This window comes from Paenibacillus sp. GbtcB18, assembly GCF_019091125.1.
Taxonomy (GTDB): domain Bacteria; phylum Bacillota; class Bacilli; order Paenibacillales; family NBRC-103111; genus Paenibacillus_F; species Paenibacillus_F chitinolyticus.
The window spans coordinates 35,612-53,326 of the sequence record NZ_JAGXJX010000012.1; the positions used below are offsets into that span (position 1 = coordinate 35,612).

The 17,715-nt window shown below is 50.4% G+C and carries 16 protein-coding genes and 1 pseudogene; all 17 read right to left on the reverse strand.

Annotation, left to right across the window (positions count from 1 at the left end; genetic code table 11):
- Positions 1 to 6 precede the first annotated feature (6 nt).
- Positions 7 to 885, reverse strand: a complete 879-nt coding sequence (locus KVT34_RS26030) for a carbohydrate ABC transporter permease (protein WP_217562568.1) — start codon at positions 883 to 885, stop codon at positions 7 to 9.
- Positions 886 to 954: 69 nt separating this feature from the next.
- Positions 955 to 2,235 carry an ABC transporter substrate-binding protein gene (locus tag KVT34_RS26035; RefSeq protein ID WP_217562570.1) on the reverse strand — a complete coding sequence of 427 codons (1,281 nt, stop codon included), beginning with the start codon at positions 2,233 to 2,235 and terminating at the stop codon, positions 955 to 957.
- 33 nt (positions 2,236 to 2,268) lie between these two features.
- On the reverse strand, positions 2,269 to 3,414 hold the full coding sequence (locus tag KVT34_RS26040) for a Gfo/Idh/MocA family protein (RefSeq protein WP_217562572.1): 1,146 nt from the start codon (positions 3,412 to 3,414) through the stop codon (positions 2,269 to 2,271).
- Complete coding sequence (locus tag KVT34_RS26045; protein WP_217562574.1) at positions 3,411 to 4,847, reverse strand: L-arabinose isomerase family protein; 1,437 nt, start codon at positions 4,845 to 4,847, stop codon at positions 3,411 to 3,413. The genes KVT34_RS26040 and KVT34_RS26045 overlap by 4 nt, the downstream gene beginning before the upstream one ends.
- Positions 4,844 to 5,905 (reverse strand): amidohydrolase family protein, encoded by a 1,062-nt coding sequence (locus KVT34_RS26050; protein ID WP_217562576.1) that lies wholly within the window; start codon positions 5,903 to 5,905, stop codon positions 4,844 to 4,846. The genes KVT34_RS26045 and KVT34_RS26050 overlap by 4 nt, the downstream gene beginning before the upstream one ends.
- A 19-nt stretch (positions 5,906 to 5,924) precedes the next feature.
- Positions 5,925 to 7,373: a xylulokinase gene (locus KVT34_RS26055; protein WP_217562578.1), complete on the reverse strand. Its 1,449-nt coding sequence runs from the start codon at positions 7,371 to 7,373 to the stop codon at positions 5,925 to 5,927.
- Positions 7,374 to 7,439: 66 nt separating this feature from the next.
- Entirely contained in the window at positions 7,440 to 8,228 is a 789-nt protein-coding gene (locus KVT34_RS26060; protein WP_217562580.1) for a DeoR/GlpR family DNA-binding transcription regulator, read from the reverse strand.
- A gap of 55 nt (positions 8,229 to 8,283) precedes the next feature.
- Complete coding sequence (locus KVT34_RS26065) at positions 8,284 to 9,822, reverse strand: aminotransferase class III-fold pyridoxal phosphate-dependent enzyme (protein ID WP_309244136.1); 1,539 nt, start codon at positions 9,820 to 9,822, stop codon at positions 8,284 to 8,286.
- 417 nt (positions 9,823 to 10,239) lie between these two features.
- Positions 10,240 to 10,497, reverse strand: coding sequence for an acyl carrier protein (locus tag KVT34_RS26070; RefSeq protein ID WP_217562584.1), 258 nt, complete (start codon positions 10,495 to 10,497; stop codon positions 10,240 to 10,242).
- On the reverse strand, positions 10,498 to 11,532 hold the full coding sequence (locus KVT34_RS26075) for an HAD-IIIC family phosphatase (protein ID WP_217562586.1): 1,035 nt from the start codon (positions 11,530 to 11,532) through the stop codon (positions 10,498 to 10,500). It lies immediately after the preceding gene.
- The gene (locus KVT34_RS26080) at positions 11,525 to 11,998 is read right to left on the reverse strand and encodes a GNAT family N-acetyltransferase (RefSeq protein ID WP_217562588.1); all 474 of its coding nucleotides are present in this window, start codon (positions 11,996 to 11,998) and stop codon (positions 11,525 to 11,527) included. The genes KVT34_RS26075 and KVT34_RS26080 overlap by 8 nt, the downstream gene beginning before the upstream one ends.
- Positions 11,979 to 13,181 (reverse strand): bis-aminopropyl spermidine synthase family protein, encoded by a 1,203-nt coding sequence (locus KVT34_RS26085; protein WP_217562590.1) that lies wholly within the window; start codon positions 13,179 to 13,181, stop codon positions 11,979 to 11,981. The genes KVT34_RS26080 and KVT34_RS26085 overlap by 20 nt, the downstream gene beginning before the upstream one ends.
- 653 nt (positions 13,182 to 13,834) lie before the next feature.
- Complete coding sequence (locus KVT34_RS26090) at positions 13,835 to 14,725, reverse strand: DMT family transporter (protein WP_217562592.1); 891 nt, start codon at positions 14,723 to 14,725, stop codon at positions 13,835 to 13,837.
- 344 nt (positions 14,726 to 15,069) lie between these two features.
- The gene (locus KVT34_RS26095) at positions 15,070 to 15,588 is read right to left on the reverse strand and encodes a GrpB family protein (protein WP_217562594.1); all 519 of its coding nucleotides are present in this window, start codon (positions 15,586 to 15,588) and stop codon (positions 15,070 to 15,072) included.
- Positions 15,589 to 15,879: 291 nt separating this feature from the next.
- Positions 15,880 to 16,326 (reverse strand): GNAT family N-acetyltransferase, encoded by a 447-nt coding sequence (locus KVT34_RS26100; protein WP_217562596.1) that lies wholly within the window; start codon positions 16,324 to 16,326, stop codon positions 15,880 to 15,882.
- Positions 16,327 to 16,680: 354 nt separating this feature from the next.
- The gene (locus tag KVT34_RS26105) at positions 16,681 to 17,433 is read right to left on the reverse strand and encodes a GNAT family N-acetyltransferase (RefSeq protein ID WP_217562598.1); all 753 of its coding nucleotides are present in this window, start codon (positions 17,431 to 17,433) and stop codon (positions 16,681 to 16,683) included.
- 176 nt (positions 17,434 to 17,609) lie between these two features.
- A pseudogene (locus KVT34_RS32650) lies at positions 17,610 to 17,714 on the reverse strand (GNAT family N-acetyltransferase); the annotation flags it as partial.
- Position 17,715: the final 1 nt, after the last annotated feature.

Below are 17,715 nucleotides of genomic sequence, written 5' to 3' on the forward strand. Positions count from 1 at the left end.
TTTCACCTATGACACCCCCTGTTCGTATTTCCGAGTCATCGCGAGGAAAAATAGCGTCACGACGAGTGCGACAAGCGTGAGGATGAACGACGACGCCAAGCCGTACGACAATTCGCTTGAAGCGAACGCATAGCGGTAGATCCGGATGGCCAGCGTCTCGCTTGAATTTGCCGGACCGCCGCCCGTCAGTGCAAACGGCAAGTCGAAGATGCGTATACCGTTGGCTAGGCCTATCAGCACATTCACGGTAATGCCTGGTGCGATCATGCGCAAGGTGATCGAGAAGAATGCTCTAACCTTAGAGGCGCCGTCGATGCTGGCCGCTTCCTTAAGTTCGGCGGGAACGCCCTGCAAGGCGGCCAGATAAATGATCATGACCGGCCCGATTCCTTGCCACACGGTAATGAAAATGAGGGAGTACACGACATAGTCGGGAGAATCGATCCAAGGAATATTGACCTTGGCATCGCTTAGCTTCGTCAGGAGCATATTCAGCAGCCCACTGTTCGCATCGAATATATACCGCCAAACAAACGAAGCGACGACAATCGGGATGATGCTCGGAATGTAGAACAAGGCGCGCAAAATGTTTTTGGTCTTTAGTGCCTGATCCAGCATCATCGCCAGTAGCAACCCGACGGCGTTGGCCAGTAGAGCGGTGGAAATCCCGATCACGAGCGTTCGGGTCAGCGATTCGGTGAACACCTTGTCCTGGAAAATATCCCAGTAATTTTGGAGGCCGATGAACCGGTAGGCCCCGACCCCCTTCCAATCTGTAAAGCTGTAATAGAAGGACTGGACAATCGGGACTAACAAAAAGATCGCGATGACGGCGGTGATCGGGATGACGAACGCAACACCTGTGACAAACATTTTTCTCTGCATAGGGTAACCCTCAATTCATTCGAATTCATTGCTGACCCATAGTCGCATTTGTGAATAGGTCCTTACCTGTTATTTCGCTTTCGTCTTGTTATATTCGGAAATAAACTTGTCGATCACTTTGTCGAGTTCGCCTTTGAACGTATATTCTTGCGCCGCATTGCCGAGTGCAACCCAGGTCGCGCCCGGGATTGGGCCCGTATTGGCGAACGAGATCACCCGATCCGTCTCCAGCCATTTCTGTGCGTCGCTATACGCTTTGTCGGGCTTGCCCACTCCAGACTGAGCCGAGAGGGAACCTTCAGCCTCCGAGATTTTTCCGTAAATCTCCTTGCTGAATAGCCAATTCAAGAACGCTTTCGCTTCCTCAATGTGTTGACCCTTGGCATTGATGGCGAACCCGTCTCCCGGGACGAACACGTAAGCGTTCTCCGCGTCAGGCGTGTAGGGCAGGTTGATAAAACCGAAATCAAGATTCGGCGCTAGCTCGTGCAGGGTTCGCGCTTCCCATGTGCCGCCCAGCAGCATAGCGGCATCTTCATTGGCGAACGATTGCTGAGCAGTCGCGTATTCATTCGTGAAGCTGCCCGTGCGCACAAAGTCGTTCAGTTCTTTGAAGCGTTGGAATCCTTCTGCCAGGATGGCGCGGTTCTCCGGTAGGCTCCAATTGATGCTGTTGGACAGATAGGCTTGCTTGAACGCGTCGTTTTTAACCGCGTGCGTGCCGAACGTCCAATGGAACACATTGCCGACCCCGGTCTCCCATTTGGACGAATATACAAGAAGGTCCTTGCCTTTTTCCTTCAATTTCTTACCGGCATCCAGCAGTTGATCCCATGTTTGGGGCGGTTCGTTATACCCGACCTCGGCCAGCATCGCTTTGTTGTAGGTCAATCCGAGCACGCCGAGGCCGAGGGTGAAGATCGCCTGCTTGTCTCCCAAGGACGTCGCTTTACGGATGGAATCGGAGAAGTTCCGGCTTGCCTCCAGCTGGCTCAGATCGTAAATATATCCTTGCTTCATGGCCATGGCGGTTGTGTCGTGGCCGATATTCAGTTGATAGATATCCGGCAATTCGGCGGTGGAGATACGTGTGCGTAACGTATCGAAGAGACTGCTGTCAGGAAGGGTTTCCGCTTTGATTTTAATATTGGGATGATTTTTCTCGAACTCTTTAATCAACTCAAAGTGGATGTTGCCGAACACCGATTCCGCGAACAGCATGGACACTTCCACTTGATCGTTCCCGCGGCTTGCCGCGCTTTCGTCTTTGCCTCCTCCCGAACAAGCGGCCAACACATTGGCGAGCACAACGAGGGCAACTCCGACGCGCGTCATCTTCTTCAACCTCATGGTCACATTCCTCCTGGTTGTTATTGTATCCGCTTACAATTTAATGATTTGATCTGCATACGAGCTGCTTTTTCGGAAATCAGGCATATCCATCACTCGGCCGCCATTCATGACAGACAGCTCGGACAGCAGCGCCACCGCCGTCCATTCGCAAGCGTCGTACACATCAATGGCAGGCTTCTGCAAGCCCTTGATCGCGTTCACGAAGTCCTCCACGATGAAGAAATCGCCGCCCCAATGCCCCGCATTTCTCTGCTCCTCGGTAGCGTTCTTGTACCGTTCCGGCATATAGTCGTTGAAGTCGCTCAGCGGTCTCCACGTGCGCTGTTCGGGTTCTCCGCCCATGGAATCTAACCAAATACGGTGCCCATCCCCCAGGAAGCTCGGCCCTTCAACGCAGCCCTTCGTTCCCTGTAGCGACTGGGAGGCGTTCAGCGGCCGGTTCGAAATGCAATCCGTGCGCAGCTTGATTAGTTTGCCGCTCTCCATCTGACAGAGCGTAATGGAGGTATCTTCTTGGCGAAAACGGGGATCGGTGTGCCATCCGGAGCCGAAGCACGACACCGAGCGAATCCGATCGCCTTCCATCCACTTCATGATGGGGCCAAGACTGTGGGTCGGGTAGAAATTTCCTCGCTTTCCGAGCTGCCAATATTTGCGCCAAGTCGGGGCGTTGCGTTCTCCAGATCCGGCGCGATTGAATTGAAAAGCTAATCGGCGCACGTCGTGCACATATTCGCCTTCTCCGTAATAGATGTCCCCCAGCAGCCCCTGTTTCACCAAATTGTTGATTAACTGGTTTTGAGGAATATAACAGTAGTTTTCGGCGAACATGTACACTTTATCTGATGCTTCGACTGTCTCCTTCAACCACCATAATTCATCCATCGTAACGCCCGCTGTCACTTCGCATAACACATGCTTACCCGCGTGCAAGGCGGCGATCGCCTGTGGGACATGAAGGTGCATGGGCGTGGAAATGACGACGGCATCGATGTCCGAATCCAGCATATCCTCGTAAATTCGATATGTGCGGGGAATGCCGTGTTCGCGCGCCGCTTCCTGAACATATTCTCCGTCCAAATCGCAAAGCGCTGTGATTTCGGTATCGGGAAGGCTCCGAAAGCCTTGAAGAGTGCTCAGTCCCCTTGCCCCGACAATTCCAACTTTAATGGTCATATCTCTCCCCCATTTCCTGCATCTTTAACGTAATTTTGTTGCCCTATGACGATCGTGCGCCACCCCATCGCCTCTCCGAACCTCTCCAGCACGTTCATCGCGTCGCCGTAGACGATGACGCCGTGATGAGTGCCGCCTAACCGGCTGTAGTCGGCGAGAAAGCGTTCGATGGGGACGGGCGGGCGGAACCAGCCGCGAATCGCGTCCGTCATCCGGTCTTCACCGTCAGGCTCGCACATCTCGATTGGCGCCAGGATGAACGTATACGTCCCATGTCGTCCCGGCGCCAGGTTCACGTAAACCGCCTCCCCGGCGCGGAAACGACCGTAGGCAGCGACGGGCGTGTCGGCGTCGGCAAACGGGAAATCTTTTTCCTTCAACACAGTTCTGCCCGCCGCTACGCGCACATTCATCTCGCCCATGTGGCTCAAGAAGATGCGATTTTGCTTCCAATCGGGACAGAACATCTCCGAGAACGAGCTGTCCGGGTAAACGGACAAGAGCGCGCCCGTCAACGCAGCCGTCAGCACGTCGCCTTCTCCCGCATAACCGACGCCGCGCGCCATCGCTTTGCTCGCTTCTAGGAAAGGCATGCCGGACAGGCTGGATCCCCGGCCGACGTCCAAGAAGTTAACGGTGAAAGCCGAGAGCCCGTTACGCTCGATCCAGCGCCTCACCGTCAGATCTGTACGGATCGATTGTCGCAGCGTATCGCGATCGACCATATTCGCATCAAACCTTTGCGCGTCCTCCGCGACTTCCCGTTCGATCCACTCGTCGGGAATCGGGTCGTCTTCGGATGGGTCGGTGTCCAGGAGATCCCACGCGACCGTCTCGATACCGATCGACGAACGCAATTCGTCCGCCGGCACCTGGAAATCGCCCATGCCGGGGAACGGACGGCCGATCTCGCCGACGCGGGCGCCGCGCAGCCGCTCGGCCAACCGGGCGGCTTTTACGCCATCGACGACCCGGTCGAGCACGTCAGATTCCGCCCAGTGTCCCACTTCAATCTGAAAGCGCTTCCCATTTCGGATGAGCAAGTTACACATATCCTGTACGCCATGTATGCCGTGGTTGTACATGATCTCGTCCGGGTGCTGCGCCGTGCCGAAATCGTACGTCGGCGTCGTGTCCAGCACGATCAGCGGCAGCCCGGTAGCGGCCAGCGCATCGGCGGACTCCAGTGAAGGGGAGTACGCCAAATGCAGCGTCACGATGGCGTCCGTTTCCTCCCGTTCGAATGTTTGCACCGCCGCCGCAAATTCCGGCTTGACGGCACATATGGGAGTGCGTACGACCTCAAGCCCCCGGTTTTCGAAGGCGGCGACAATCGTGCGATAGAACGCGTCCACCCGCTCCCGTATTTCCGGCCAATAGTCGTCATACAGCTTCACGTACAGCGGCAACAACCCGATCTTCAGCTTCTTCATCGGCGAGGCACCTCGATTCCATCGATCATCGTCCTGGCGTTGTTGTGGAAAATATCCTCGATGTCGGACTGCTTCAAGCTTTCCGCCTCCGCTGCAGCGCGGAAAGCTTCGATCTCTTCGTAGAGGAAGAAAGAGATCGCATCCGCCTCGGCCCCGGTCACTTCCCGCAAATGCGAATCGCCGGACACGTCGCCGTACAGGCCGGCGGGCACCAGGTTCACATAACGGCCGTTCTCGCAAATCCGTCTCGTCCGCATGCGCAAGATCGGCAGATCACTGCCGAAAACGATGCGCTTCGGCCCCACGGCCCGAATCAATTGCCTGAACACGCAAGCATTCGTATTCGCGCTGAAGTCGAATACCATATTTTTCGTCTCCGCGAGAATGTCGAAGGCGTCGCCTACGTCTTCCGGGCAATACGCGCGCCCCACATGGGCGATGATCAGCTTCAGCGACGGATAGCGATGCTCGATCTCCAGCATTTGCGCCAGATTGACAGGGTCCTTCAGCCGGCCGTCGCGGGGAATGTGTAGCATGACGATCCAGCCGTGTCGGTTAAGCACTTCCAGCTGATGGGGCGGCAGAAAATCGTAAATGCGGATCTCCTTCTCCGGAATATAGGGAGCGGAGAAGTTCAGATATACCTTGCATCCCAGGAAGCCGCCCCGCTTGATGCCATCTTCGAATTCGGAAGCGCTCTGCTCCGGCCTGGCGACCATCAGCGACGGCAACCGGTGCCGTTCAGCGCATTGCCGGACATACTCGTTCCCCGCCTCGATGTCGTAGTCCATGCTGACTTGGGAGAAAATGAGCGGCGTCACGTCCTTACCGGGGAACATGAGCCGGTAGGTCTCGAACAGATCCTCGATCGGATTGTCCTTGGCGACGAGAGAAGGCCATGTAACCGCTCTCATAGGCGCTCCAGAAGAGGCCAGCCGGATTCGGTCCGGCCATACGTGCGTGTGAATGTCGATGATCCGGTCTGGGAGAAAAGCTTGCAACTGCCGCTCGTAGAACTGCCGATCGACTTCTTTTACTTCGAACAAAGCTTTCATCATTTGCCACCTCCGCAATACATCATGTGTATGATTCCTGAAACTTGCCGTATCTTTCGCGATATACCGCTCTCGCCGACCGGTCGGGCACACGGACCATCTCGGGAAAAGCCAGTTGCCGCAAAGCGTCCCGCTCGTCCGCATATTGTCCCACACCGATGGCAGCCACGATGGCTGCGCCGGCGGCTCCTGCGCAGGAGCCATTGGCCGTACGAACCTCCATGCCGAGCACGTCGGCCACGATCTGCGGCCACGGGTGCGTCTCGGAAGGACCGCCCACGAGTGCGGCCGACGTGAAGCGCATACCGGCAGCCTCCAGCCGGTCCAGCTCCCGCTTCAATAGATAAGCGGTGCCTTCCATCAGCGCTCTGGCGATATCCGCCTTGGCGTGCCCTTCCAGGTTAGCGAACCCGTCTTGCCGGCTCGGATCGAGGATGAGCCCTCCCGCGCCATGTTGAGTGGAAGCGGCCAGCCGATTGAACTCGTTGTACCGATCCGGGGCGTCGGATAAGTAACGGCAGATGTAGCGATCGATTGAAGTTGCGATTGCTGACAGTGAGAACATGCCGCCCCAGGCTCCTGCGGGATGAAGATAAGGATCGGTCAACAGCCGCAGCTCAACGGAGCGCCGCCGGTCGTTCACCGGACAGAAGCCAACCCAGGATGTACCGCAGGATAGAAGCAATTGACCTTCGTCGACCACTCCGGCACCTCTGGCCGAGCAAGGATGATCGAACGTGCCGAGAACGACAGACGTGCCGCGCGCCAGCCCCGTATCTAGGGCGGCTTCGGCCCCGATTTGCCCAATCACCGTTCCCGTGGGACAGATGGGCGGGAGCTTGCGCTCCGGTACGCCGAGGGCATTCAGGGTTGGCAGGTGCCACTTTCCGGTCTGTTGATCCTGCAAATACATGGTGGTGGCGGTCGAGGGATCGATGGCCCAATTGCCTGTCAATTTGAAAAGAATATAGTCCGTGCTCATGCAGATGACGTCCGCTTCGTCCAGCAGCTCCGGCGCATGGCATTTTAGCCAAGACAGATGGGCAAGTGGAAACGCATTCAACAATGGCCAGCCGACGCGCTCGTGCACCTCGCCGGCGTCCAGCTTCCCGAACACCGTCTCGATCTCATCTCGAACGCGTGAATCCATCCAACTGATCGCCGGCAGAAGCGGCTCGCCCCGCCCGTTCACCAGCACCGTGTTCCCGCTGGCCGAAGCGATGCTAAGCCCCGCGATGGTGCCGCCGGGAGGCAGGGCGAGTGTCAGCCGGCGGATGACGTCCGCCGTCGACCGATACAACCGATCCGCGTCGAACTCCACTCGATCGCTCACGGTAGGTAAGTAAGCCACTTTGTGCGTCTCTCGGGACAGAATTGTCCCTGCGGCGGACATCAACACGCCTTTGACGGCGGACGTTCCTATGTCAAGACCGATGAAGCCAATTTGCTCGCGGTTCAGTCCTCCCTGCATCGCGTTCATCCTCCCTCTTCATGTGTTCCGCTCGCTGTAGAAACATCAGCAATACCCCCTGGTATTTTAGACGAGCCGGACTTCGACGCCCTTTTCCTTGATGGCTTCGATTTCACCCTTATTAGCGTTATGGTTGGAGATCAGGCAATCGATTTTGTCGATGGCCTCGATGCGTGCGAAGTTGGCACGGCCGATCTTCGTGTAATCGGCAACCAGAATACTTTTGTCCACGAGCGCAATCATTCTCCGGTACAGCTCCGCTTCCAGGTGGTGGTAGGTCGTCACCCCGAATTCGGAGCTGACGCCGTCCGATGACAATATAAGCTTGTCTGCCTTGTACCGATTTAACTGGGTAATGGCGTCGTCGCCAGTAATGAACTGGTACTCCAGATTGATATTTCCACCCAGCATGATGACAACATTAAGGTTGCGATGGAATCTGGCTTCGTGGACCACGGGCAACGAATTCGTAATGATGATCAGGTTCTTGTGATTTTTCAGCTCCTGCATCACATTTAGCGGAGTCGTGCCGGAACCGATGATGACCGTGTCACCATCCGAGATCATACCGGCCGCTTCGGCGGCGATTTTTCTTTTCTCTTCACCGTTCGTCGCCGATCGGTCATGAAACGTCATATTGTAGTAGTTTTTGTATGTGCTGATTGCTCCGCCATGAACGCGCTGCAACGCTCCCTGCTCTTCCAGAACATCGAGGTCACCTCGGATCGTCACATCGGAAATGCCGAACAGCTTGCTTAAGTCAGCGACTTTCACTTTACCCTCGCTTTGCAGCAGTTCCAGAATCCGCTTTCTTCTTTCGTCGATGTCGATCTCTCTTGTATCGTGCTCGGTCATAAACATTCCTCCAGTATCAGACGATAGGATGGACCGATTCGCCGGTACGGCCGCGCTACTCCGCGCGGATCGCCTGCAGCGCCTCGTCCATGCTGCCTAATACGTAGTCTATCATTTCCCTTGTGGCGATTGTAGGGGGTTTCGTAAGCGCCGCGGGCGGACAACTCGCTTTGTACGTTTGGGCGCTGATGTCGATGCACGATTCGTTCAAATTCTTCGTGAACTGCGTGACGGTCTGCGCTTCACGGAAGAAGATCGTCGACAAGTGTCCCAGCCCTTCCGTCCGGTCGATGAAGTCCGGATAGCGGGACGCCAGCTCCCGCAGCTTGTCTTCATAATATTGACCCATGCCGCGTATGTGGCTGCCGTTCGCTTCCGTGAACTTCATCGTAATCAGATAAGCCAGCGCTGCCAATTCTTCCTGGCCGTTGGTGACCAGTGCGCCAAATTGGTTAAGAGTATCCATCGCTGCCGTCGTGATAATGCGGGAAGCCGGATATTGGCCGCCTGGGAAGCCTTTGCCGATCACGACGAAGTCTGGATTCAGCCCGTATTCCCGAAAAAGGAACATCGGCGGATACCACATGCACGATTGAATTTCATCACACATGATCGGGGTATCGTGCTCGTGGCACAGAGCATAGACTTGCTGTAAATACCGCGGATCGAGCTTGATGCCCCCGTAATTCATCAGAATGATTTCGTGCAGAAATCCCGCCACCTTGTAGGGAGGCTTATTGTACTGTTCAAATTTCGTACGGAAATCATCCCAGTCGTTGATTCGCACCGGACAAACTTTCAAGATCCCCGCCTGTTCCAGCTTCTCGCCCAGCCCGGGCCACATATCGCGCATGATTTGGGCAAAAATCGTCGTTCCATGGTAGTTCGCCTTGCCCCCGCCGTCATGGTCCGCCATCACGAAAAATACCGGTGTGCGATCCCCGTACTTCGGCTGCCGGAAGGTTTCATCCAATGGATAAAACCGGGCCAGCATCATCTTAATGCCCGCTTCACAAGCTAACGTTCCAGTCTCGAGATTGATGACCCGGTTGAGCACATGCGGTTCCTGGGAAGCGAGGGCGGTATCCAGCGCATCCGTCTCCTCCGGGCGAAGCCCATTGATCGTCCGTATGAGCTCCCGTTCAAGCAGGCGGGTAATGTAGCCTCGTGTGTTGTTATGGGTCGCATTCGTAATACCGAGTGCTCTGGCATTGTCGATCAGCCGGTAACCGGGAAAATTGTGGCCGAGCGGAGTATGGTAGTGCTCGCTCTTGGCCGCCAGGTACAGCCTGCCGTCTTCACCCAGGCGTAGATAACCCAGGCCGCCAATTGGACTCGCTTTCGTATTGGTTGCGTTTCTGAACGCATTCGTAGGTGCCCCGTCAATCGGCGATTCCATCGCCTGGACGAATGGCTTCCCAACCTGCGCCAACAATCGATTCACATGGCTGATGTATTCCTCCGGCAAAAATTCGACCTCGTCATTCGCCAACCGCTCGGCCTCTTCGAGGCTGAGCCCCGACAATGAAGTTGCTCCAGCGATAACGGCGTTCATATAGGATACGCCTAACAATTGGATAAGAGACAGCTTCACGGAGTTCAATCAAATCCACCTCGCCTTCTGGGATGATAACTTGTTTTATACTTTCGTTTATATTTTATTTATGTTTCGATAATCTGTCAATATTATTATTTTTCAATTTCGTTTTCATTCCCTTTTGTTGGAAGGCGCAGATTCTACTATAAAAAAGTGAAGCCCTCCTTATTTGGAAGCTCCACTTTATCCTTGTTGCCTTTAGTTTTAAGGTCATCTCGTTCATAATTTTCGCTTTAAGTTCGCCTTGCCCTCGCCGCCATGTTCCCATCGCATGGGGTGAAAACCCGCCAATCTAGCGAATCTTGTCAGTGTTACTATTATAAATTATGACACTATAATATACTGATTCCTTTTTTAGTAGATTTGGCGACTAAAGGGTACAGGTTAAGATCTGTTTAAAGAAATTGACGTCCATCATGATGTTATTTTCTTCAGAAAAGAAACAATATCCCCCACACTCGACAAGTTATCCATCGTTAGATCTTCATCACCAAAGCTCATTTCAAACGTCTCCTCCAACTGAACGATCAGCGCGACAGCGGTGACCGAATCAAGTATGCCATGCTGTCCGAGCAAGGTTGTTTCCGTCGACACCTCTTTGCTTCCCAATAAAGTTTGCACGATTTGGGCAACCTTGTGCTCCAATTGCCAGCGATCCATTTTTTCGATCATTTAATGACACTCCTTTTCCATTTCCAAATGGATCCAATCCGGCCCCGAATAAGTATAGGGAAACGGCAGCTCATAGATCGATTCCTGCACCCCCTGCAAACGGCGTCTAAAACCCAATAGTTGCAGCAATAGTAAGGCAGGCCGATTCCGTTTCTGCGGCCGATAACGACACACTGCTTCGGTCAACCATGACCTATCCAGATGAATCCGAGACAAAACAGCTCCCAAAAAAGCAGTACCGATACCTCGCCCCTCTATACGGCAGGAAATACAAAAAAGCTCGATTTCTGCAGCCGAATCATGAACATGCACCATCGCCATCGCGACGATCCCATGATCGCCAAAACGGTCCTTCATCTGTCCGACATAGATGTGCTTCCCTTTAGAAACCAAATAAGACTGAATGAAAGACGTCGTTGGAGCCTGAACAAGATTATTGAATTGGGTCGTACGCGATGCCAGTTCGACCATACGCAATAAATCCCCGCTTCGTGCGTCTCGTACGGATAACCTCATATCGCATGAATTCAGAAATTCCTCTCTCGTACCACTAAACCGCTGTTCGGCTGTGTTCCGCACCCATCTCGACATCATTTGTTGACGGCGTTTGGAGGTTTCCTCCGAGATGGCAAACTGAAATTCGGGAAGTTCAGGCAGTTCCGCGGCGGCATCGGCTTCGTACACATAAACTTCAGGTAGGTACGTACTCACTTCATACCGTTCATACGGATTATCGTCAATAAATGCAAGCGAATCGGTGCCGATGTTCATCTCTTGGGCGATTTTTCGAACGCTGTCCGTTTTTGACCCCCATCCGAATTGCGGGTATAGGAACAAGTGATCGATCCCAAGCTCCGCCAGCTTTTGTGATGCCCGATCCGGATCGTTTCGACTGGCGATACTCTGCAAAATCCCACGATGATCAAGCGTACGCAAAACCTCCCTGACGCCCGGACGCAGCGTAACTTTCCCGTCTTCAGACAATGTTCCCTGCCATAATGTATCATCAAGATCCCATATCAAGCATTTAATCATGTTCCTTCTCCCCTGCTGCACCGCATTCGCTATATTCCATCGTCAGATGAGTCGGCATAAAGCCATATTTTTTATACAGGGTTCGCATCGGCAGATTATGAACATGGACATGTCCCACGATTCTTTGGACTCCTTTTTGCTTTGTAAATGAAATCCCCGCTTCAAATAGGTTGTCTACGCCTGCAGTACCGCGAAAAGGTTCGCTGATGTAAAAACTCCTGAACTGCATATAAGTCTCCTGTGTAACAGAATTCACCCTGGATGCCATCCACATCCATCCCGCGGCGCAGCCGTCGATGTCCAACACCAGCATTCCGGACCGTTCGCGAATCATAGCCTTTTCAAGCTTATTCAAGTGAAAAGTCAAGTCCGTGATGGCTTCGTCTCCAAAAGAGATCTCGGAAATCTCCCGCTCCCATTTCGCTATTTCAGCCAAATCACGCGCTTCAACCTGCCGTATGATCATCCTTGTCATTCCTTTCTTGAGATACTTGTTTTTTGGCCACCATATCGAATGTGTCATGGCCGCAGCCTGTACATCCTTCATTCTTAAGTTGTTCGATGGTTGCAAACTCTCCATGGATGCCGACATACACTTCTCTTGAGCACTGCTTGCAGCGGTAAGTACGCAGAGTTTGTTTCACTTCACCTGTGTACAAGGCGTCCGTGAAAGTCTCCGGGTATTCGGGTTTCGTCTGATCCGTTCTCCGCAGAATAAACATTTGGCTACGGTTGGCGATCATTTCTGCGCCTTCGTAGGCGTTGAATTGCGGGAAATTAGCACTGACCGTCAGCCCCATGCGGACAAATTCCCGCTGCATGGCAAGCATAAAGGCAGGCGATTTATGGGCAAAAGAGAGAAATATCGGCAATCCCTTCTCCCTTTTCAATGCTTGTATACCGCGCGATACGAACAGTCCCATTCCCTGAAGCGTATATGGAGGATCCGTAAAGAAACAATCAAACTGCCCGTGCAGGTTTTCCGGTAGTGGCTCCCTCAAATCAAGTTGGTGGCACCCAATCGGTAATCCCCGCTCCTTCGCAATCGTTTCAATATATCTTAAGAATCTTTCGTCAATATCCAGAACATCCACATGCGTAACGGTGTGCCCGCCATCTGGAAACAACCGCTGTAGCAGCAGACCAATAGACACACTTACCAAATCATCATCACCGACGCATAAAATCTTCTTTCCGATCAACGCATGCTGCTTCAAACAAAGAATAGCCCGGCGTAAGCTCGTTTCCGGCGTGCATTTGGACTGATCGATCTGAACATCTACAGACGGCCGCAGTGCAAAAAGTTCCTCCAATATAACCAAGATATCTTTAAGACTCTCAATCCATGTTGTCTCATCAAGCAGATCGTAATAAAGGGAATGATCCAAACCGCCGTATCCCCATTCCCGCTCAATCCATGCGCGTCCGTCCGCAGAACAACGGACACCACGATCCTGCAATAGCGCCCCCGCTTTAATCAATTCCCGTTTAATTGCCGCAGCGACAGGGGTCGGAAGCAGCGTTTTGCGTGCCAACTCTTTCGTTGAAATCCCCGGGTTCAAGTAACATTCGAGTAACAACTGCTCGATCACCTGCTTCCCTTCTTGCAGTCGGGTATTCTGACTTGCTTGTTCAATATACGTCTTCACACAAACCCTCCTAAAAAATGTAATTTTTTCGTTTTGAAAACACAAAAAGGGCAGGAATGAACATACGTCATCCCTGCCCTTTTTGGACACTGCCTAAATAAACACCGCGAAAAGCAAAAAAAATCCGAGCTGAAAACAGCACGGATTGTGGGTGCGTAAAAATAGGCAGCACTAAGGCCTAGATTAATATCCGTTGTTCTTAACTAATTCCGAAGCTTCAAAATACCCATAACGAAACAAACCATGCTTTTTCAGCAATTGGTCTTTGGGACTGTTGAAAACTTCAAATATGGAATTTGATTAGTTAAGAACTACCGCCGACATCAACATCTCTCCTTAGTAATAATTAAATAACAATACCATACAGGATCAGTTATAGTCAAGTTGACCGGAGTGGGTTGATCGGGTGGACTTTAACTTCAATATTGGCAAGAAAAATCGACCTTCATTTGACCTAAAAAGGGCAATTGAAGGTCGATTTGTTTTAATTATTATACCAAGCTAAATGAGATCAATGACATCACGCATATCATCATATATTCCCCTCTCCCCTTTGGTTTTTAATACCATAAGAAGGGGGGCACGGATGCAAATAATGATCTTAGTTGTGCTCCGTAGCAGGCTACTTCGACAATTGAATTCTTCAGCTAAAATTAAGTATAATGCTTACTCCCATCAAGCCCCTTCTTCTCCCCGCCAGCTTCACCTATCCATGTGGAGCCCAACAACAATACAGCGCCGAATAGCTGCTGTAATGTTATTCTCTCTCCTACGACCAGAGCTGAAATCAATAACGAGGTTAAGGGATCGATATAACTCAATACAGCGATGCTTTGGCCTTTTAGTCCTTTCATTCCTGCAAAGAAAAAATAAAATCCAATCCCACCATGAAGGATACCAAGCACAAGCATCAATATAACCGCGTCACCGGTGATCTTTAAGAAATTGAGGCCATCTGTAAACAGCACAAATGGAAGCAGCATCGTTACCGACAAGCCAAGCTGCAGAAGCGTAATTGCGAGCCCGTCCAGGTCCCGAATAAACTTGTTGGCTAGTGTCAAAACGGCATAGAAACCGGCCGCGACGAGTCCGTAGCCGATACCGAGTAGATGATATCCGGTTGTTCCCATCCTGCTGTTTTGCAAAATGAAGAACAAGCCAAGCAAAGCAATCCCGACACATACCGTCTTTTTGATCGACAGCTTTTCTTTCAAAACGAAGGGAGAGAACATAATAACCAGAACAGGAGCAAAATAATAACTCAACGCCGCATTGGCAATCGTTGTTTCCTTGTACGCCTGAAACAGAAAGATCCAGTTGCCACTCAACGCGGCGCTTGCAATAAACAAAGCCGCGGCATTCTTTTTCACCTTCCGCCACGATACCCTTTGCTTCGTCCACACAAAGATGACAAGCAGAAACAAGCCACCGATCAAGCTCAAGAACAATGCAATTTCTTTGGAAGACAAGTCGATATATTTGGCAAACACGCCAACTGCGCCGAAGATGATCATCGACAGTACAAAAGATAGTTTTTCCCTCACAGTATGTTCCCGCTTTCTACTAATATGATGGTGAGACCAATGAGATAGTCTGCCATTGCATACAGTAGAATCTATGAAAGGACCCGTATATTTCATGTAGTTACCTTGACAGTAGATTCTACTGTTTTGGTACTACCGGTGGTGCAATAAAATTATACATCTAGATCGCCTCCTTTCAATGGACTCATACATTCATTTCGACAGCACACAAGCCAAGCGCTGTATAGTTTCCGAAATAGGATGATTAAGCTCCCGATCGAACAAAGCCATTCACAACATATCAAAAAGTCGACCCATTTAGGCCGATTTTTAAGTCTTACAGCGGCTTTAAGTATGTTGTCATTTCAGCGAATTTTCCAGTGCCATTGAAGCGCTTCTTTTTCGACTTTTTTAACAAAATCGTCTTTACCGTCGCCGTAGCTTTCAACGTCGGTTGGATGTTTGTCGGCTAATTTGCTTTTTAAATCTCCGTATTCCTTACATATTTTCGGATTTTGACGAAGGTAATCTCTGAACGACAAGTGTCTTTCGATTTCTTGAATATGATCATACTGGAATGCATGAATTTGATGAGTTCGATCATCCCCACCCTTACGGAAGTATCTTCTTCCCTTTATTCCTAATTCACCCATGACTTCATAGCCAAGGTTCTCAAATTGGGCTGAGAAAGCATCCAATCCTCCGATATCGTTAACTACGAGCAAGATGTCAATAATCGGTTTTGCTTTCAAATGGGGTACAGAAGTACTCCCAATATGAAAACTGTTCACTAGTTCATCTTGAAGAATTTCCTTAATTGCCTGTTCTTCTTTTAGATACTCGCTTTTCCAATTTGGATCATATTCAATTACTATGATATTCATTTTGTAACTTCCTTCATGACAAATCTTTCACCATTTCATATCGCTTGAGTATCTCGTTTGTCTACATTATTAACAGTAAATTGTTGAATCCTAAGACGCTGTACACTTTAATAATTTTTTCATAAAGGATGTTCTTTAAGAATGGGAAAAGCATGACGATAGATTTGTGTAACAAGCCGTCTCCCTCTGAATAGAGAAACGACTCCTTTACCGGTATTATAAGTTAATTTTTCGCCTTATTATACACAAAAAACACTAACATCGGTTTGCAACAGAGGCGGCTAGGTATGCTCACTTGGCAAGAAGAATTGCATGATCATATATTTTGAATCCATTTTTAATATAAAATTTCTCCGATGGGTATCCCCTTGTAGTAGTTAACACGATAGTTTGTATACCCTGTTTTTTAATGTCAGATTCGATAAGCTCTAGAAACTTGCTGCCTACTCCTTGTCCTTGGAATTTTTCGCTTACACAAAATTGATCAATGAAATATTCCATCCCTTTTAGACATGGCCTTTTTGCGCCTAGGCTCAATCCAACAAGTTCATTTCCTATTTTTAGAACGTAACCAATAAAATAATTGTTTTTCATGGATTGCTCAAAAAAATCTACAACTTGTTTTCTTGACTCATAGACATCATTCCAAGGTTCTCTTGAGAAAGTGTCCGTGAATAAATCAACACAATCATCAAGCATGTCATATTTCAACGATTGTAGATCATGCTTTACTCTCATATATATCTCCCCATCCAATAGAACGTTTCTTTAAATCATCCTCACAAAGCTTCCGATCAGCAGCTTCTTCGGCTGCACGTCCCAGTAACGCTGCAAATACTCCTGCGTATATCCGGAATACCCTGCTTCATGCGGCAGGAAATATGCACCGGATGGTAGTGCAGCTACTCCGCAAGGCACTCATGGCACGCATAGGGATTATCCTCTAACCCACATTCAAGTTTGTTGCGGCAAATTTATTTCTTTACACATGAAGCAATAAATGAATAACGCATTGGGCAACAGCTGTAATGTCTTGTAAAGGATACGCGAGCCTCCTTGATACTTTATATTTGCTTATTTTGAGCGGAGCTCTCAGTCTATGGAGTCGGGAGAAATGACATTCCACTTTCCAAACAGCGTCAAACCCGCCGCTTTAGCCAGCGACGTAGATGCATAGTTATCGAACTGACATCGATACTGAGGCTCGTAACCCTGATCATAGGCATACTTGCAAATGGAAAGCACCACTTTACGGGCATGACCCTTTCCTCTAAATGGCGTCAGCGTTAGGACGCCGAGATCCGCAATTTGCGAATTACCCTCCCAGGGATACATGCTAGCGGCACAAACCAGGCGGTTTTGCTCAAAGGAACCAAACACGGCCCAGTGATCCAATTCTACAAATGCGTCATCCAAGTCTTGTTCCGAAGCGGAGGACTCGAACTCAGAGAAAACCGCATCATCTTGCTTTGTTAATCGGCGCAAGTCACCTTCCAGATATTCCTGCAGCAATACGTTCTTATCGGCTTCTGAGAAATAAAAAAGATAATCTGCACCATGCATTGCGACTCCCGCTTCATTCAATTTCCAACGAAATATCTCTTCGGACAGGTCTTCATGTTGATTAAGGCCTACCTTATCGGCCATCGCGGGCGTCAGGACCGCCATAACCCGACCGTCGATGGTTTCCAGCACCATGACCCGACTGTCTTCCTCTAGGTCTGGGTTGATGGCGACAGTAAAGGCTTCATCGCTATAGAGGACGTCTCCATTCAAAAATTGCGCCCGCCAAAAGTCAGTTATCATTTGTGAAAATAAAGGCATACTTCTTTCTTGGCTTTTCATTAAGTTCACTTCCTTATTCTGCATTATTGTAGCAGAGTATAACTCTGCTACAATAATGCATGGTTAAACCAGAAGTTGCACGTAATAACCGGTTCACTTATCGGGCCGTTTTTCGGTTTGCATCTCAACGTCGGTCCACATTCTACTTTTAGCTCGTCTCTGTCTAGAAAAGAGGTTTGATCAGCGGATAATTTAAGTGAATTCCATCCTAATGATTCATAGAGGGAAACCAATTGCGAAAAATCTTTAGGGGGTTCATTTGTAAAATATATAGTATTCACG

Excerpts from the sequence above, each read along its gene's own strand:
- KVT34_RS26030 (WP_217562568.1), bottom strand. The coding sequence starts at position 885 with ATGCAGAGAAAAATGTTTGTCACAGGTGTTGCGTTCGTCATCCCGATC.
- KVT34_RS26035 (WP_217562570.1), bottom strand. The coding sequence starts at position 2,235 with ATGAGGTTGAAGAAGATGACGCGCGTCGGAGTTGCCCTCGTTGTGCTC.
- KVT34_RS26040 (WP_217562572.1), bottom strand. The coding sequence starts at position 3,414 with ATGACCATTAAAGTTGGAATTGTCGGGGCAAGGGGACTGAGCACTCTT.
- KVT34_RS26045 (WP_217562574.1), bottom strand. The coding sequence starts at position 4,847 with ATGAAGAAGCTGAAGATCGGGTTGTTGCCGCTGTACGTGAAGCTGTAT.
- KVT34_RS26050 (WP_217562576.1), bottom strand. The coding sequence starts at position 5,905 with ATGATGAAAGCTTTGTTCGAAGTAAAAGAAGTCGATCGGCAGTTCTAC.
- KVT34_RS26055 (WP_217562578.1), bottom strand. The coding sequence starts at position 7,373 with ATGCAGGGAGGACTGAACCGCGAGCAAATTGGCTTCATCGGTCTTGAC.
- KVT34_RS26060 (WP_217562580.1), bottom strand. The coding sequence starts at position 8,228 with ATGACCGAGCACGATACAAGAGAGATCGACATCGACGAAAGAAGAAAG.
- KVT34_RS26070 (WP_217562584.1), bottom strand. The coding sequence starts at position 10,497 with ATGATCGAAAAAATGGATCGCTGGCAATTGGAGCACAAGGTTGCCCAA.
- KVT34_RS26075 (WP_217562586.1), bottom strand. The coding sequence starts at position 11,532 with ATGATTAAATGCTTGATATGGGATCTTGATGATACATTATGGCAGGGA.
- KVT34_RS26080 (WP_217562588.1), bottom strand. The coding sequence starts at position 11,998 with ATGATCATACGGCAGGTTGAAGCGCGTGATTTGGCTGAAATAGCGAAA.
- KVT34_RS26095 (WP_217562594.1), bottom strand. The coding sequence starts at position 15,588 with ATGAATATCATAGTAATTGAATATGATCCAAATTGGAAAAGCGAGTAT.
- KVT34_RS26100 (WP_217562596.1), bottom strand. The coding sequence starts at position 16,326 with ATGAGAGTAAAGCATGATCTACAATCGTTGAAATATGACATGCTTGAT.
- KVT34_RS26105 (WP_217562598.1), bottom strand. The coding sequence starts at position 17,433 with ATGAAAAGCCAAGAAAGAAGTATGCCTTTATTTTCACAAATGATAACT.